Annotated in this window: 14 protein-coding genes; 6 read left to right on the forward strand and 8 right to left on the reverse strand. The window is 67.0% G+C overall.

What is annotated here, in order from left to right; genetic code table 11:
* Positions 1-110: 110 nt before the first annotated feature.
* On the reverse strand, positions 111-452 hold the full coding sequence (locus QX039_RS05015; RefSeq protein WP_315771653.1) for a YqfO family protein: 342 nt from the start codon (positions 450-452) through the stop codon (positions 111-113).
* Between the two features lie 207 nt (positions 453-659).
* Between QX039_RS05015 and QX039_RS05020 the strand changes: the two genes are divergently transcribed.
* The gene (locus QX039_RS05020; RefSeq protein WP_315771655.1) at positions 660-1,907 is read left to right on the forward strand and encodes a multidrug effflux MFS transporter; all 1,248 of its coding nucleotides are present in this window, start codon (positions 660-662) and stop codon (positions 1,905-1,907) included.
* Between the two features lie 16 nt (positions 1,908-1,923).
* On the opposite strand, the gene QX039_RS05025 is transcribed toward QX039_RS05020, so the two are convergent.
* A complete protein-coding gene (locus tag QX039_RS05025) occupies positions 1,924-3,717 on the reverse strand; it encodes a ShlB/FhaC/HecB family hemolysin secretion/activation protein (protein WP_315771657.1) in 1,794 nt (597 codons plus the stop codon).
* Between the two features lie 127 nt (positions 3,718-3,844).
* On the opposite strand from QX039_RS05025, the gene QX039_RS05030 reads away from it, so the two are divergent.
* The gene (locus tag QX039_RS05030) at positions 3,845-5,098 is read left to right on the forward strand and encodes a FecR family protein (protein ID WP_315771658.1); all 1,254 of its coding nucleotides are present in this window, start codon (positions 3,845-3,847) and stop codon (positions 5,096-5,098) included.
* 148 nt (positions 5,099-5,246) lie between these two features.
* Positions 5,247-8,015 (forward strand): EAL domain-containing protein, encoded by a 2,769-nt coding sequence (locus QX039_RS05035; RefSeq protein WP_315771659.1) that lies wholly within the window; start codon positions 5,247-5,249, stop codon positions 8,013-8,015.
* Positions 8,016-8,051: 36 nt separating this feature from the next.
* Here QX039_RS05035 and QX039_RS05040 read toward each other — a convergent pair whose 3' ends face one another.
* From QX039_RS05040 to QX039_RS05060, 5 genes are all read right to left on the reverse strand, one after another.
* Positions 8,052-8,978: a polyphosphate kinase 2 family protein gene (locus tag QX039_RS05040; RefSeq protein WP_315771660.1), complete on the reverse strand. Its 927-nt coding sequence runs from the start codon at positions 8,976-8,978 to the stop codon at positions 8,052-8,054.
* Positions 8,975-9,691: an NUDIX hydrolase gene (locus QX039_RS05045; protein ID WP_315771662.1), complete on the reverse strand. Its 717-nt coding sequence runs from the start codon at positions 9,689-9,691 to the stop codon at positions 8,975-8,977. Before QX039_RS05045 ends, QX039_RS05040 begins: the two co-directional genes overlap by 4 nt.
* 4 nt (positions 9,692-9,695) lie before the next feature.
* Positions 9,696-10,709 carry an ABC transporter substrate-binding protein gene (locus tag QX039_RS05050; protein WP_315736915.1) on the reverse strand — a complete coding sequence of 338 codons (1,014 nt, stop codon included), beginning with the start codon at positions 10,707-10,709 and terminating at the stop codon, positions 9,696-9,698.
* 223 nt (positions 10,710-10,932) lie between these two features.
* Positions 10,933-11,718: an ABC transporter permease gene (locus QX039_RS05055; RefSeq protein ID WP_315756344.1), complete on the reverse strand. Its 786-nt coding sequence runs from the start codon at positions 11,716-11,718 to the stop codon at positions 10,933-10,935.
* Positions 11,719-11,935: 217 nt separating this feature from the next.
* A complete protein-coding gene (locus QX039_RS05060; protein ID WP_409998856.1) occupies positions 11,936-12,742 on the reverse strand; it encodes an ABC transporter ATP-binding protein in 807 nt (268 codons plus the stop codon).
* Positions 12,743-12,871: 129 nt separating this feature from the next.
* Between QX039_RS05060 and QX039_RS05065 the strand changes: the two genes are divergently transcribed.
* Both QX039_RS05065 and QX039_RS05070 read left to right on the forward strand, forming a co-directional pair.
* Positions 12,872-13,666, forward strand: coding sequence for an ATP-binding cassette domain-containing protein (locus tag QX039_RS05065; RefSeq protein ID WP_315771665.1), 795 nt, complete (start codon positions 12,872-12,874; stop codon positions 13,664-13,666).
* Entirely contained in the window at positions 13,663-15,219 is a 1,557-nt protein-coding gene (locus tag QX039_RS05070) for a glycine betaine ABC transporter substrate-binding protein (protein ID WP_315771668.1), read from the forward strand. The genes QX039_RS05065 and QX039_RS05070 overlap by 4 nt, the downstream gene beginning before the upstream one ends.
* 144 nt (positions 15,220-15,363) lie before the next feature.
* On the opposite strand, the gene QX039_RS05075 is transcribed toward QX039_RS05070, so the two are convergent.
* Complete coding sequence (locus tag QX039_RS05075; protein ID WP_315736910.1) at positions 15,364-15,759, reverse strand: rhodanese-like domain-containing protein; 396 nt, start codon at positions 15,757-15,759, stop codon at positions 15,364-15,366.
* A 183-nt stretch (positions 15,760-15,942) separates the two neighbouring features.
* Here QX039_RS05075 and QX039_RS05080 point away from each other — a divergent pair, with 183 nt between their 5' ends.
* On the forward strand, positions 15,943-16,833 hold the full coding sequence (locus QX039_RS05080; protein ID WP_315771670.1) for an IclR family transcriptional regulator: 891 nt from the start codon (positions 15,943-15,945) through the stop codon (positions 16,831-16,833).
* Positions 16,834-16,845 lie beyond the last annotated feature (12 nt).

The following is a 16,845-nucleotide window of genomic DNA, read 5'->3' on the forward strand; positions in this document are numbered from 1 at the left end:
CTCCTGCCTTAGCTCACAAAGGGCGCTTGAGAAGCTCAAATGGAGCGAGCGCGAAATCGACGCTGAAATGACCAGGGGACGCAACAAAGTCGAACGGGTCTTCAAAGAGATCAAGCACTGTCGGCGGATCGCAACGCAACCACCTCGATCGGGTAGACGTCGATCGCCGGCTCCTCATAGGGATGCGCAGCGCGGATCGCCTGTAGCACGGCCTTCAGCCGGTCCTCGGCGCAGACGGTCTCGATGCGCTCCTCCTCGACCGTCTCGAGCTGGCCGACCGCGCCGACGGCCGGGTTGGCGCCTGCCAGCGGACGAAACCGGCCCACGCCCTTCGCGGTAAACGAACAGTGGTCGTAATTGCCGATGCGGCCGGCGCCGGCCTCGCCCATCGCGTGGCGTACGGCGTCCCCCGCCGCTTCCGGGACATAGACGACGATCTTGTAGGTCTTCATGCTGGCCTGGATCCGGACGTCGATCACACGGCCGTTACCATCGCGTCGCCGCCGGCGCAATTTTCAGCGGGTCACGGCGGGTCACAATCGCGCCAACGGCCGGCGCCGGTGACCAGCCATTCCGAAACACGCCTTGTGCGACGCAGCAAAGCCGATACGTATGGGTGCCCATTTCCGCATTTCCCTACACCATGGAAGGCCCGCGCCTTGGCTGATACCAGTGCCGACACCATCGAGATCGTCCGTCACCGGCCGATGGGCTTCACCGAATTCGTCATCGTGGTCGCGGCGATCATGGCACTCAATCCGCTGGCGATGGACATGATGCTGCCGGCGCTGCCGAACATCGGCGCCTCTTTCCACATCGACGTCGCCAACCGGCTGCAGACGGTGCTGTCGGCGTTCGTCATCGGCTTCGGCCTCGGTCAGTTCGTCATCGGCCCACTGTCCGACAGCTTCGGCCGGCGCCCGGTGCTGATCGGCGGCATGGTGCTGTATGCGGTCGCCAGCCTGTTCGCGATCGCCGCCCCGTCGTTCGAGCTGCTGCTGCTGGCGCGCGCGCTCGAAGGCCTCGGCACCGCGGCGACGCGGGTGATCGCGACCTCGATCGTGCGCGACTGCTATGCCGGCCGCCGCATGGCGAGCGTGGTCTCGCTGGCGATGATGGTGTTCATCGCCATCCCCGTGATCGCACCGTCGTTCGGGCAGGCGGTGATGCTGCTGACGCAGTGGCGTGGCATCTTCGTGGTGCTGACCTTGTACGGCATCGTCGCGCTGCTGTGGACCGCGGTGCGGCTGCCCGAGACGCTGCCGGAGAGCGAGCGCAAGCCGTTCTCGATCGCCGCGATCACCGCCGCCTTCCGCAACACCCTCACCAACCGCCAGACGCTGGGCTATGCGCTCGCGGCCAGCGGCATCTTCGGCGCCATCCTCGGCTATGTCCTGTCCTCGCAGCAGCTATTCACCGGCGTCTATCATCTCGGCCACTACTTCCCGCTCGCCTTCGCGGCGATCGCGGTGACCATTGCCGTGGCCGGCTTCCTCAATGCCCGCCTCGTCGGACGGCTCGGCATGCGCATGATCTCGCACGGCGCGCTGGTCGGCAGCGTCGTCATCGCACTGGCATGCTTCAGCGCGGCCGTTCTCGGCATGCTGCCGCTGTGGCTGTTCATGCTGCTGTCGGCCGGCATGATGTTTACGTTCGGCCTGATGTTCGCGAACTTCACCGCCCTGGCGATGGAGCCGCAGCGGGCGAATGCCGGCACCGCGTCCTCGCTCTACGGCTCGATCACGACCCTGCTCGGCATGGCCGCCGGCGCCGTCGTCGGTCAGGCCTTCGACGGCACCGCGCTGCCCTTCGCCGCAGGCTTCCTGGCCTGCACGTCGAGCGCGCTCGTCATCGTGCTGATCACCGAGAAGGGCCGGCTGTTCCACGGCTCCGGCAAGCCGGTCTGACCGCCCGCCGAGGGCCTCAAATGCAGGGCCCCTGCCCGCGCTGCGGGCACAGCTTCAGCACGCTCGACAGCGTCAACAGCAGACGCGCGCTGCGCGTCGAATTGTCGGGTGCGCGGTAGCTGAGCGGCACGGCGACGCCGAGATCGGCGCGCCAGTCGTTCGGGAAGGTGAAGCGCACCCCGGCGCCCGCCGAGGTCAGCGCCACGCCGTCGGACGGCCGGAAGCCGTCGTTCCAGGCGAGCCCGGCATCGAAGAATCCGTAGAGCTGATAGCTCGTGAGATACTGCCAGTTCGGTTTCTGCTCGAAGCGGACCTCGAACGTGCCGGCGACGCCGTTGTCGCCGCTGATCTCGGCGCTGCCATAGCCGCGGCCATAGGCGAGGCCGCCAAGATAGAACTGCTGCGAATTGTACAGCGGACCCGAGGCGAGCTGCCCGGCGGCCGCGAGCTTCAGCGACCACGCCTCGGACAAGGTCTGATAGCGTGCGAACCAGCCGTTGAAGACCGAGAAGCTCGGCGAGGCGCCCGTGCGCGAGGCGAGTGGATCGTCGAGCCGCGTCGCGCCGAACGCGTTCAGTCCCTGCCGATAGGCCAGCGTGAGATAGCTGTCGCCGCCGACATCATCCTTCCAGCGGTAGTCGGCGGTGAAGGTCAGCGTCCGGATGCGATCGCGATACCAGATGCCGAACAGGTCACGCTCGGTCACGTCGCTGAAGGCGGCCGCGAGATTGAGCTTCAGCGAGGCACGCTGCGACTGGATCGGCGCGAGGCCGCCGCGCAGCTCGAGCGTCTCGGTCACGGTGTTGTCGTTGAACAGCCGTCTCCAGTCGCCCGGTCGCACCTCGCTATACAGCGCGGAAGCGCCGATATGCGCCCCGTCGGTGCCGACCGGCACGTCGTAGGACAGTCGCCCGAACGCGAGTTGGCGCGGATCGCCGGGAGTTGTCGACATGTTGGCCGTGAGCGTGTCGCCCGGCAGCAGATAGGAGTTGAAGGCGGCGGTGGCATAGCTCTGCCACGGGCCCACCGTCGACGATCCCAGATTGTCGATGCCGGCATAGCCATAGACGTGCCAGGTCTGCAGCTCGATCACCAGGCGGAACCGGCCGGTGGTGCCGCCGATCTCTTCCAGAGAGGAATCGGCCAGACGGACGCCGCCGCGACCGTTGATCAGCAGCAACTGCCGCTCCAGGGTCTCGAGGCGGGACGGCTGCTCCGCCAGCACGGGGCCAAGCATCGGCCTGATGCCGAACTCTTCCGCGCCGGCGCCCTTCAAGGCCACTTCGGTGATGCTGCCTTCGACGATCTGGATCCGCACCCGGCCATCGCGGATGTCCTGCGGCGGGATGATCGCACGGCTGAGATGATAGCCGGCGGTGCGGTACTGATCGCTGATCGCTGTCGCGATCGCAGCGAGGTCGGCCTGCGACACCGGCTTGCCGAGATAGGGCTGATAGCTCGCGGCGAGCTGCTCGGCAGGCAGCGCGGACGCCCCCGTCAGGGTGACGGCGCGCATGGTAAACAAGGGCTTGCGATCGCCGCCGCCCTGGGTCGCGAATTGCGGCCGCCGCGGCGGCGCCGGCTGCGTTGAGCGCGACTGCTGCTCGTCGAAATATCGCTCGGTCTGCCGCGGATCGAAGCTCGGTTGGCTGACCTGCTGCGCGTGGGCCGTCGCTGCAAACAGCGCCGCCGACAGGGAAATGCCGGCGGCAAGCGCGGCTCCATGCAGCCGTCGCGAGGCGTGCGGTATGATGGCCCTGTCGCGCCAACCCGCAGCCCTTCCAGTTCGCTCAACACAACCAGCGCGCATGCCTCGTTTTTAGTTTGTTAAGGTCAATGAAGCGTAAATGCGGGAAGCAAACACGGCTGCAACTCCTAAGGGTCTCTTGAAACATTTCGATTAGTTTCAAAAGCCGCCAACGACGCGAGTTCGTGCCATGTCCTTCAAGCGCTTCCTGATACCGGCGTTAGTCGCCGCGTGCCTTTTCGGTGCAACACCGGCCGCATTCGCGGCCGACGGTGAGCCGTGGCTGGTGAGCAAATCGTCCGGTGAGGTCTGGGTCACCACCCAGGGCGCAGCGCAGGTGTCGCTCGGTCGCGAGGACCCGCTGAAACCAGGCGATACGATCCGCACCGGGCCGACCGGCCGCGTCCGGTTGACACGCGGCGCCGAGACGATCGTCATCGCGCCGAACTCCGAAGTCGGCCTGCCCGCCGCGCCCAAGGACGGCATGGCGACGACCATCCTGCAGCGCGCCGGCTCGATTCTGCTCGACGTCGAGAAGCGCAATGTCCAGCATTTCGAGGTCGAGACGCCCTATCTCGCCGCCGTCGTGAAGGGCACGCAGTTCAGCGTCACGATCTCAGGCCGCAGCACCAAGGTCGAGGTCAGCCGCGGCCAGGTGCAGGTGTCGGATTTCAAGACCGGCCAGATCGCCCAGGTGATGCCCGGCCAGGCCGCCACCGCCTTTGCGACCGGCCGCTCCGGCCTCAGCCTGTCCGGTTCCGGCACCTTCAGCCCGATCGAGCACGGCCGCCCGCGCGCCTCCACGATCGATCGCGTTCCGGTGCCGCGCGACGGCCTGCATCCGCCGCGCGAAGCGAAGGGGAGCGTGATCCACGCACTGAACGCCAACGGCTCGGGCGCAACGGTCGTCGCACAGCAGCATTCTGCAACTGGCTTCGGCGGCGCGAAGCCGGGTGTCGTGCGGATCTCGTCATCGATCGGCGAGGTCAACCTGAACATCCAGAAGGCGACGCGCGGCCTCGCCCATGGCGCCCACACGCCGACCGCCGGTGCAGGACGAAGCACCGCCTGGAATGATGCGCGCGGCAACAGCGGCAATGCGACGAGCAACTCGGCCACCGCAAGCGGCACGTCGGGAGACTCCTCGATCGCAGCCGCCGTCACCGCAGCGATCGGCTCACCGAGCGGCTCCGCCAGCGCCAATGCCGCCAGCAATGGCAACGGCGGCAACGGCAACAACAATGGCGGCAGTGGCAACGGCAACAACGGCCACAGCAACAACGGTAACGGCAACGGCGGTAACGGAAACAGCGGCAACGGTAACGGCGGCAACGGTAACGGCGGCAACGGAAACAGCGGTAGCGGCAACGGCAATAGCGACGACCATGGCAATGGCAGCCACGGCAACGGCAATGCCCACGCCTACGGTCACAACAAGAACTGAGGATCCGCCATCGAGCTTCACGCCGGCATGCGTGGTCATTGGGGAGCGCAGGCCAGCACGATTCCTGATGGCTCTGCGGTCGGAGTGGGATGAGATTGGGATCGCGAAAGCGGGCGTCGACGTGGCACGCAGTCATTGGGGAGAGGGCATGTTCAGGCGGTTCATGCCGCATATTCTGGTGGTCGTTGCGCTGCTGACGGTCGGCCTGTCAGGCGGCCACGAGCTGTTGAGCCAAGCTCTCGTCGATCTGCGCTTCCGCCTCGACAACCGCCCTGCCAGCGGCGAGATCGCGGTGGTCGCGATCGACCCGCGCTCGATCGAAGCCATCGGCGTTTGGCCGTGGCCGCGGACCCAGTATGCGCACCTGCTGGAGCAGTTGCAGCGCGCCGGTGTCCGCGACGTCGCCTTCGACGTCGATTTCAGCACGCCGTCCGACGCGGCCGGCGATCAGGCCTTCCTGAACGCGCTGCAGAGTGCCAAGAGCTCGGTCGTGCTGCCGGTCTTCAGGCAGCTCGATGCGGCGGGGAAGGAAACCGCCATTCACCTCAACCGACCGCTGCCACAGTTCGAGCAGCTCGCATGGTCGGCCTTCGTGAACATCGAGGTGGCACGCGACGGTCGCGTCAGAAGCTACGCTTTCGGCGAAAATGATGAGACCGGCGGCGCGAAGACCTACCTGCAGTCCATGGGAGCGTTCCTCGCCGGAAGCGATGCGGTCAAGCACAGCTCGTTCCTGGTCGACTACGGCATCGATCCATCGTCCCTGCCGAGGGTGTCGTATGTCGACGTCGTCCGCGGCGACGCGGCGGCGCTGGCCAGGCTCAAGGACAAGCGGGTGATCGTCGGCGCGACCGCCATCGAGCTCGGCGACTACTACAGCGTGCCGAACGGCCGCGTTCTGCCCGGCGTCATGCTGCAGGCGCTGGCGGCCGAGTCCATCATTCAGCACCGCACCCTGCTCTCGACATCGACGACGGCCACCATGGCCGGCCTGCTGCTGATCGTCATCATCATGCTGGCGAGCTGGCGGCAGCTCTCGGCGGCGCGGCGCGCGCTGCTGATCGCCATGATCAGCGTCCTGATCGAGGCCGCGGCGCTGCTGCTGCACGACCGCTATGCCCTGGTGCTCGACACCTCGCTGCTGCAGATCGCGCTGGTCGCCTATCTCGCGGCAACGGCCCTCGACGAGATCGGCTTCCGCGGCCTGCTGCGGCACGTTGCCGAGAGCCGCTTCGAGCGAATCGCGATGTCGATCGGCGACGGGCTTGTCTGCACCGACCGGGACCGGCGGATCACGGTGTGGAATCCGGGCGCCGTCGCGATCTTCGGTTACGGTGCCGACGAGATCATCGGCCAGCCCTTCGCGCGCCTGCGCGCCGACGGCAGCGACACGCATGACCTGTTTCCGCAGCAGGAGGCGGCGCTGCCGGCGACGTTGATGCCCGGCGGATCCACGATCGAGTTCGACGGCCGCCGCAAGGACGGCGAGGTGTTTCCGGTCGAGGCGAGCTTCTCCGCCTGGCAGGGCGCCGACGGCCTGCAATACGGCGTGATCCTGCGCGACATCTCGGTGCGCAAGCGCGAGGCCGAGCGCATCCGCTACCTCGCCGAGCACGACACGCTGACCGCGCTGATCAACCGCAACACGCTGCAGAGCGAGCTCGCCGCCATGATCGAGACCGCGGATGCCGCGTCCGACCGCGTGGCGCTGCTGGTGATCGGGCTCGATGCGTTCCAGCGCATCAACGACATGCTCGGCCACGCCTTCGGCGACAGCGTCTTGCGCGCGGCGGCCGAGCGGCTCCGCACCGAGATCGGCAACATGGGCCGCGTCGCCCGGCTCAGCGGCGACGAGTTCGCCGTCGCCATTCCCTGCTCCGCCATCGGCGGCACCGTGGCCGAGCTCGCCGACCATCTGTCGCAGCTGTTCGAGGCGCCGCTGGACGCGGGCACGCGTCAGCAGCGCGTCAAGGTCACCCTCGGCGTCGCGGTGCATCCCGAGGGCGGGCACTCGGCAGACGAGTTGCTCAGCAACGCGCACCTCGCCCTCTGTCGCGCCAAGATGGACCGGCCGGGCAGCCATGTGCTCTTCGAGAGCGCCATCCGCCGCGAGCTCGAGCAGCGATTGACGCTGGAGGCCGAGCTTGCGCTCGCCGTCGAGCGGAACGAATTCGAGCTGTTCTACCAGCCGCAAGTGGAGCTGTTGAACGGCCGCGTGATCGGCGCCGAGGCGCTGATCCGCTGGCGTCATCCGACGCGCGGCCTCGTGCCTCCTGGTGATTTCATTCCGGTCGTCAACACCTCGCATCTGTCCGAGGCGGTTGCGACCTGGGTCATGGCCACCGCCTGCCGGCAGGCGCGGGAATGGCAGCTCGCCGGCCACGACATCCGCGTCGGCGTCAACCTGTCGCCGTCCCAGTTCCAGTCCGGCGACCTCGCCGCCTTCGTCAGCAAGCTGCTCACGTCGACCGGCCTGTCGCCGCGCCTGCTCGAGCTCGAAGTCACCGAGGACATCCTGCTGCACGACGAACCCGGCGTGCTGCAGACGTTCAACCGGCTGCAGGCGCTCGGCGTCAGCCTGGTGTTCGACGATTTCGGCACCGGCTATGCGAGCCTGAGCTACCTGAAGAAATTCCCGCTCGATGGCCTGAAGATCGACCGCTCCTTCGTGCGTGACGTGCTGACCCAGGCCGACGACGCGGCCATCGTCGGCTCGACGGTCAGCCTCAGCAAACAGCTCGGCCTGTCCGTGATCGCCGAGGGCATCGAGAACGAGGCGACGGCGGAGTTCCTGCTGCGGCTCGGCTGCGAGCAGGGACAGGGCTATCACTTCGGCAAGCCGATGCCGGCCACCGATTTCGAGCGTCGATTCCTGGTGGCGGGCGACGCCGACCGGCGGCAGGCCGGCGCGGCGTGAGGCAACGCCGGGTGATTGCGGCTTTGGCTTCGCGTCTCAGCCGTCGCCCTTCTTGCCGCCCTTGCCTTCGCTCTCCAGCGCCTTCCGCACCGCCTTGAACTCCTCGCGCGAGGCGGCATCGACGCGCGGAAAATGCAGATCCAGGCTTTCCAGCGCGGCGACGATGGTCGAGCCGATGACGACACGGGCGAACCATTTGTGGTCGGCCGGAACGACGTGCCACGGCGCATAGGGCGTCGAGGTGTGGCGCACGATGTCCTGATAGACCGCCTGGTAGCGGGGCCACTTGGCGCGCTCGGTGATGTCCCCCATCGAGAACTTCCAGTTCTTCGCCGGCTCCTCCAGCCGGTCGAGAAAGCGCGCGCGCTGCTCCTCCTTGGAGATGTTGAAGAAGAACTTCAGGATCACGGTGCCGTTGCGCGACAAGTAACGCTCGAAAGCGGAGATGTCCTCGAAGCGCTCGCGCCAGATGTTCTTGGTGACGAGCCTCGGGGGCAGCTTCTCGGCCTTGAGGATCTCCGGATGCACGCGCGTGACCAGGCATTCCTCGTAGTAGGAACGGTTGAAGATGCCGATGCGGCCGCGCTCGGGGAGCGCGATGGCGCTGCGCCACATGAAATCGTGATCGAGCTCCTTCGAGGTCGGCTGCTTGAACGAGGTGACCTCGCAGCCCTGCGGATTGACGCCCTCGAAGATGCTCTTGATGGCGCTGTCCTTGCCCGATGCATCCATGCCCTGCAGCAGCACCAGCACCGACCAGCGGTCCTGTGCGTACAGTTTCTCCTGGAAATCGGAGAGGCGCTGGCGGTTCTGCTCGATGATCGCCTCGCCCTGCTCCTTATCGAGACCGCCCTTGACCTTGGTCTTGTGCGATTTGAGGTGAAATCTGTGCCCGCCATCGATCCGGAACGGCGAGATGAAACCATCGAGCTCATCGGCCAGCGTGCGCGGTTTCTTGCTCATGAGGACGGCTCTCCGGGGCTGAATTGCGTTTCGAGGAAGGCGGTCACGAAGCGCGGCATCGCCGCAGTCAGATCGCTCCTGCTTCGAACCAGCCGGATCGAGCAGAGTTCCGGCTCGTCCTGGGCCGCGAGATTGGCCTCGATGCGGCGCTGCAGAGCCTCGCCCATGTCGGAGGCGTCGAGCACGCGCATCAGCGCGATCGACGCGCCGGTCACGACACAGTCCCAATGCGCCGCGGCCTGATAGTCCGATGGCGCGAGCCCGGTCTCCTCCTCGACCTCCCGCGCGACGTTGGCGGCGAGATCGAGCACGCCGTTGTTGACGTCGGCGAGATCCGGCGTGCCGGCGGGAAAATACAGCCGGCCGGCATTGGCGGTATGCACGCCCATCTCGCCGAGCACGAAGGCGCCGTCGGCGGCACGCAGCGCGCCCATGCCGAAGCCGTTGAAGGCGGAGCGATCCGGAAAGCCCCAGTCGCGCCACGCCAGCAGGCTGGCGAAATCGGTCTCGAAATAGCTCGCTTCGAACAGGCCGTCCGCGAAGCGCGGGTTGCGCCCTAGCAGCACGCGACCGTTCCATAGGCCCGGCTTGGCGCGCCGGCATTCGGCGAAATGCGCCGCGATGTCGTCGCGGCGCTGTTTCGCGAACGGCCACTCCCACGGCTCGACCTTGAGGTCGAGCGCGGTGACGCGGTGGATGACGACCTCGGTCATCCCCCTACTTCGTGCCCTTCGCCTGTTCGACGAACTTGTTGGTGAAGGTCTTGCTGACGTCAACATTGGCCTTGGCGACGTCGGGCGAGCCGGTGCTGAACACCGCGAGCACGGCGTCGGCGCCCTTCGGGTCCATCTTGCCGGTCTGCGAGTACATCGGGATGGTGTTCTTCAGCGCCGCGAGATAGAGCGCCTTGTCCTTGCCGACCAGCTCCTCCGGCATCTTCGCCATGATCTCCTCCGGCGTATGCGAATGGATCCAGCCCAGCGTCGCCACGATGGCGTTGGTCAGCGCCTGCGTCTCCTTGTCATGGCCGGCAATCCAGGCCGCCGTCGAGTACAGCGCGCCGCCGGGATATTCGCCGCCGAACACCTCCAGCGTATCGTGCTGGGTACGGGTATCGCTGAGGATCTTGAGATCCGGATGCTTGCCCTGCAGCACGGTGACCGAGGGATCGAGCATCACGGCCGCATCGATCTGGCCCTGCTCCATCGCAGCCACGGCGGTCGCGCCGAGACCGACGCCGATCACGGCCGTGCCCGACGGATCGAGGCCGTTCTTCTTCAGCATGTACTTCAGGAAGAAGTCGGTCGAGGAGCCCGGCGCGCTGACGCCGACCTTCTTGCCGGCGAGATCCTTGACCGAGCTGATCTCCTTGTTGTGCGACGGCGCCACGACGAGCACGAGCCCGGGATAGCGGTCGTAGACGACGAAGGACTGCATCTCCTGCTTCTTGGCCGCGAGATTGACGCAGTGATCGAAATAGCCGGAGACGACGTCGGCGCTGCCGCCGAGCACGGCCTTCAGCGCATCCGAGCCGCCCTTGAGGTCGACCAGCTCGACCTCGAGCCCAGCCTTCTCATATTCGCCAAGCTGCTTGGCCAGCACGGTCGGCAGATAGCACAGGCAGGCGCCGCCCCCGATTGCGATCGTGACCTTGGTGGCGGCGCTGGCGAGACCGGTGCTTAGCGTCAGCGCCAGCAGCGCGCCGGTGACCCGGCCCAACATCTTGTTCATTGATTTCCTCCGTTCATGTTATCGGTCAGATTAGGCGTGTGTGCTGTGAATGAGAAGGCCGCCCCGAATTGCCGCTGTCGTCCCGGCGAACGCCGGGACCCATACCGCGTGATGTCGCGGTTGGAGAAGACTGGTCATCGCGCGTGCCACAAACGACGTCCCGCGGTTATGGGTCCCCGCATTCGCGGGGACGGCAGCGGTGGGCATGGCGGCACCGCGCCCATCATCGCCCATCCGCCGCATCCGGGCGCCACACCAGCAGCCGACGCTCCACCAGCGTGACACAGATGTCGATCAGGATGACGAACGCCGACAGCACGAACATGCCGGCAAATACGCCGGCGACGTCGAAGATGCCTTCGGCCTGCTGGATCAGATAGCCGAGGCCGGCCGCGGAGCCGAGATATTCGCCGACGACAGCGCCGACGACGGCGAAGCCGACCGACGTGTGCAGCGACGAAAACATCCACGACAGCGCCGACGGCCAATAGACGTGGCGCATCAGTTGCCGCTCGCTCATGCCGAGCATGCGGGCATTGTCGCGCACCACGGTCGAGACCTCCTTGACGCCCTGATAGACGTTGAAGAACACGATGAAGAACACCAGGGTCACGCCGAGCGCGACCTTGGACCAGATGCCGAGGCCGAGCCACAGCGTGAAGATCGGCGCCAACACGACACGCGGCAGCGCGTTGGCCATCTTGACGTAGGGGTCGAACACCGCGGCGACCAGCGGCTTGCGCGCGAACCAGAAGCCGACCAGCACGCCGCCGAGCGAGCCGATCGCGAACGCCAGGATCGACTCCCACAGCGTGATCGCGAGGTGCTTCCAGATCGCGCCGGTGGCGAACCATTTGACGACCTGCGCGAACACGTCGACCGGGTTGGAGAAGAAGAATGGCGGAAGCCAGATGCGTCCAAACACGGGCACGGTGGCGAGCAGTTGCCACAGCGCAATCGCGATGATCGCGACGAGCAATTGCAGCGCGAGCAGACCGAGACGCGACATCACGCTGCTCCATGCGGTGTGGTGGGTACGAAGGTGAAGCCTCTCACGCCGCTCTGCTCCCCTCCCCCTTGCGGGGAGGGGTTGGGGGTGGGGGTGCCACGAGCACCAATCTTTGCTGGGTCCCCCCCACCCCAACCCTCCCCCGCAAGGGGGGAGGGAGCGCACCGCCGTGGCCGAGAAGGAAGCGCGCGACAACTCAAGCCCTGCAAACGCGCCATCACACCGCCTCCGCCTGCTTGTAGGTCTTCTCGACCTCGGCCTTCAGCGTCTGCCAGATCTCGCGGTGCAGCTCGTGGAACTCGTGCTTCATGCGCACCTCGAAGATGTCGCGCGGGCGCGGCAGCGTGACGCGCCAGTCGCCGATGATGCGCGAGGCGGGGCCGGCCGACATGATGACGACGCGGTCGGCGAGCGCGATCGCCTCCTCCAGGTCATGGGTCACGAACAGCACCGCCTTGCGGTCGGCATTCCAGAGATCGAGCAGCAAATTGCCCATGATCTGCCGCGTCTGCGCGTCCAGCGGCCCGAACGGCTCGTCCATCAGGATGATGCGCGGATTACGGATCAGCACTTGGGCAAGGCCGACGCGCTTGCGCTGGCCGCCCGACAGCATGTGCGGATAGCGGTTGCCGAATGCGCCGAGGCCGACCGAGGTCAGCCATTGCTGCGCCTTGGCGGCCGCATCCTTCGACGGCGTGCCCGCGACCTCGAGCCCGATCGCGACGTTCTCCAGCGCGGTCTTCCATGGGAACAGCGCATCGGCCTGGAACAGGTAGCCGGCGTCGCGATTGAGGCCGGCCAGAGGCTGGCCGAAGATGCGCACGTGGCCGGCGGCCGGCTTCAGCAGGCCCGCCGCCACGTTGAGAAGGGTGGATTTGCCGCAGCCGGTCGGCCCCACGATGGCGACGAACTCGCCGTCGGAGACGCTGAGATCCGCCGTCTCGACGGCGGTGTAGGTGCGTCCGCCGGCGAGACGGAATGCCACCGTCGTTCGCTCCAGCGCGACCGCGGCGGCCGTGGGCATCGTCACGTCCAAGTTCCTCCCCCGAGAATGGCCGGGACGGCTTAGCCGCTTGCGGGGCGAAGTTCAACGCGGCGGCCGGACGTGCTAGGTGTTCGGCCTGAGCCAAGGCCAACCGCTCCAAAAGGCCGCATGCAGCGCACGCCGTTCATCGTCTATGCCAATGTCCGCAAGAGTTTCCCCGGCGCGGCAGGCGCCGTGACCGCGGTCGACGGCGTATCGCTGGAGATCGCCGAGGGTGAGTTCCTGGCAATCGTGGGCGGCTCCGGCTCGGGCAAGACCACGCTGCTGCGGCTGACCAACCGCCTGATCGAGCTGGACGGCGGCACGATCCGGATTGCCGGCGAGGATATCGCCGGCCTCGATCCTGTCAGCCTGCGTCGCCGGGTTGGCAATGTGTTCCAGAACGGGGCGCTGTTTCCGCACATGACGGTTGCCGCCAATATCGGCATCACCCCCAGGCTGCTGGGGACCCCGCCGGCCGAGATCGCCACGCGCGTCGACGAGCTGCTCGACCTCGTCCAGCTCGACCGCAAGGCGCATCGCGACCGGCTGCCGCACGCGCTATCCGGCGGCCAGCGCCAGCGTGTCGGCGTCGCCCGCGCGCTCGCGGCGCGGCCGCGCATCGTGCTGATGGACGAGCCGTTCGGCGCGCTCGATCCGCTGACGCGCGATGCGCTCGGCGGCGACTATCGCGCGCTGCACGACAAGCTCGCGCTGACCACGATCATGATCACGCATGACATCACCGAGGCGCTGCTGCTCGCCGACCGCATCGCGGTGATGCGCGGCGGACGCCTCGTCGAGGTCGGCACGCCGGCCGAGCTCGCGGCCAGCCGCGAACCCTACGTGACGGAGCTGATGACGACGCCGCGGCGGCAGGCGGCGCGGCTGGTGGCGCTGCTGCCCGACAGCGGGGCGGCATGAGCGTCCTGTCGGATCCACGCTTCGCCGAGGCGCTGTCGCATCTCGCCGACTATCTCGGCAGCCATCTGCGCGTCAGCATCGCGGCGCTCGCGCTCGGTCTCGCCATCAGCTTCCCGCTCGCGCTCGTCGCGCGCAATCACCCTGCCCTGCGCAATCTGCTGCTCGGCGTCGCCAGCGTGGTGCAGACGGTGCCGGGACTGGCGCTGCTGGCGCTGTTCTATCCGCTGCTGCTGGCGCTGGCGGCACTGAGCTTGCGCTGGTTCGGCCTGTCGTTCTCGGCCTTCGGCTTCCTGCCGGCCATGCTGGCGCTGGCGCTGTATTCGATGCTGCCCGTGCTGCGCAACACCATCACCGGGCTGAACGGCGTCGACGCCAGCCTGATCGAGGCCGCCAAGGGCGTCGGCATGACCGAGCGCCAGGCGCTGACGATGGTGGAGCTGCCGCTGGCGCTGCCGGTCATCATGGCCGGCATCCGCACCGCGGCGGTGTGGGTGATCGGCACCGCGACCTTGTCGACGCCGATCGGCCAGACCTCGCTCGGCAACTACATCTTTGCCGGATTGCAGACCCAGAACTGGGTGCTGGTCGTGTTCGGCTGCGTCGCCGCCGCGGTGCTGGCGCTTGCGGTCGATCAGCTGCTAGCGCTGATCGAGCATGGCTTGCGCACGCGCAGCCGCGCCCGCGTGGGCCTCGGCACCGCGACGATCGCGCTGATGGTCGGCGCCAGCCTGCTACCCTCGCTCGCCGGCACGTCCGCGCGCTACGTGATCGGCGCCAAGACCTTCACCGAACAATATGTGCTGTCGGCGCTGCTCAGCGAGCGGCTGCAGGCGGCAGGCCTCACGGCCACATCCCGCGCCGGCCTCGGCTCCAGCGTCATCTATGGTGCGCTCAAGAGCGGCGACATCGATCTCTATGTCGAGTATTCCGGCACGCTGTGGGCGAACCAGTTCCACCACACGGAGCAGCTGCCGCGCGTCGCACTGCTCGATGCGTTGAAGCAGGATCTCGCCAAGGACAAGGTCACCCTGCTCGGCGAGCTCGGCTTCGAGAACGCCTATGCGCTGGTGATGCCGCGCAAGAAGGCGGAAGCCTTCGGCATCCGCTCGATCGCCGACCTCGCGCGCCATGCCTCCGAGATGTCGATCGCCGGCGACTACGAGTTCTTCTCGCGCCCGGAATGGGCGGCCCTGCGCGACGCCTATGGTCTCGCCTTCCGCGCCCAGCGCCAGATGCAGCCCGACTTCATGTATGCGGCAGTCGCGTCCGGCGAGGTCGACGTCATCGCCGGCTACACCAGCGACGGGCTGATCGCGAAATACGACCTCGTCGTGCTCGACGATCCCAAGCAGGCGATCCCGCCTTACGACGCGATCCTGCTGCTGTCGCCGAAGCGCGCCGAGGACCGCGCATTGCAGGATGCGTTACGGCCGCTGCTCGGCCGCATCGACATCGCGACCATGCAGCAGGCCAATCTGCGCGCTTCCGGTAGTGACGCACAGTCCTCGCCGCAGGCGGTGGCGCGCTGGCTGTGGAGCAAGATCGCGAAGTAAGCCTTCGCCTTCGCAGCACGTCATTGCGAGGCGCGTAGCGCCGAAGCAATCCAGAGTCCTTGCGGAGCCCTGGATTGCTTCGCTTCGCTCGCAATGACGGCGGTGGTTGGCGCTGCGACCGCCGCACCAATCAGCTGGGCACGCTCACATCCCCGGCTCGATCGGCTTCTCCACCGCGCCGCCATTCTCGGCCCAGTCCTTGAACGCGCCGACGTTGAACACCTTGTCGTAGCCGAGATCCTTCAGCGTCTTGCCCGACAGCGCCGAGCGGCCGCCCGAGGCGCAATACAGGATCACGCTCTTGTCCTTGGCGAAATTCTTGTCGTGATAGGGCGAGTCCGGATCGGCGCGGAATTCGAGCATGCCGCGCGAAACGTGCACGGCGCCGGCAATCTTGCCGCTCTTCTCGACCTCCGGCGCATCGCGCACGTCGACGATGAGGGTGTTGCCCTTGGCGATCATGGCCTGCGCCTCGGCCGGCGTGATCTTCGGAACCGCGGCGTTGGCGGCTTCCAGCATCTGCTTGACTGATGTCGACATCGATTGGCCTCCCGGACGTTGAGGCGGCACCGGTAGCGGGCCTCCACCCGCGTCACAAGCCACGATCGGGCGAGCATCGCGCGTGGCCACCGCACGTCCGACATTTGTCCACATAATGGACGCTTAATCATCACATCTACAAATATATGGACTCTCCAAAATTCCTGGATCATTCTGCGCCGCATGCCCGCACCACCACGATCCGCCCTCGCCGTCCGCAATCGCGCCCTCGAAACGATGCTGGCCGACAGCGCCGGCGACGCCGCCTTTGCCACCACGCTGGCCAAGGGCCTCATCGTGCTGGAGGCGTTCGGGACGGAATCTCCCGTGCTCGGAAACATGGACATATCGGTGCGCACCGGAATTCCGCGGCCTACGGTCGCCCGGCTGACCCACACGCTCACCGAGCTCGGCTATCTCTCCTTCGACCAGGACCTCGCGAAATATCGCCTTGGTGTCCGCGCGCTGCGGATGGCGCATCCGCTGCTCGCCGACATGCCGTTCCGGCAGCTCGCACGGCCGTTGATGCAGGATTTTGCCGCCAGCGTGCGCGGCACCGTCTCGATCGGCCTGCTCGACGGCAACGCCGTGGTGTATGTCGAGACGGCGCGCTCCGGCGATGTCGGGCCGCACGTTCCCGACATCGGCATGCCGATCACCGTGGTCGCGACCGCGATGGGACGCGCGGCGGCCGCGATCCTGCCTCCAGCCGAAGCCGCGCGCTTCGACGCGCAGCTCGCCGCCGACGATGCCAGGCAATGGGCCAGCTTCCGCACGCTCTATTTCGACGGCATCACGCAATGTGCCGAGCGCGGCTTCTGCACCTGTGTCGGCGAATACATGCCCGCGATTCACGCCGTCGCTGCGCCGCTGCATTACGCGAATAGCTCCGGCCGCGCCTTCGCGATCAATTGCGGCATTCCCGCTTTCCGGCTGCAGCCGGGTCAGCTCGAGGCCGAGATCGGTCCGCGCATCACGGCGCTCGCCGCCAGCATCCGGGCGCTCATCAACGAAGCCGAGCCCGAGATCATCAGGCGCGCGCCGGAGCCGGCGCTTGCGGCCGAAGCCGGCTGAGACAGGTGCATC

The sequence above is a fragment of the Bradyrhizobium sp. SZCCHNR1043 genome (assembly GCF_032489675.1).
Lineage (GTDB): Bacteria > Pseudomonadota > Alphaproteobacteria > Rhizobiales > Xanthobacteraceae > Bradyrhizobium.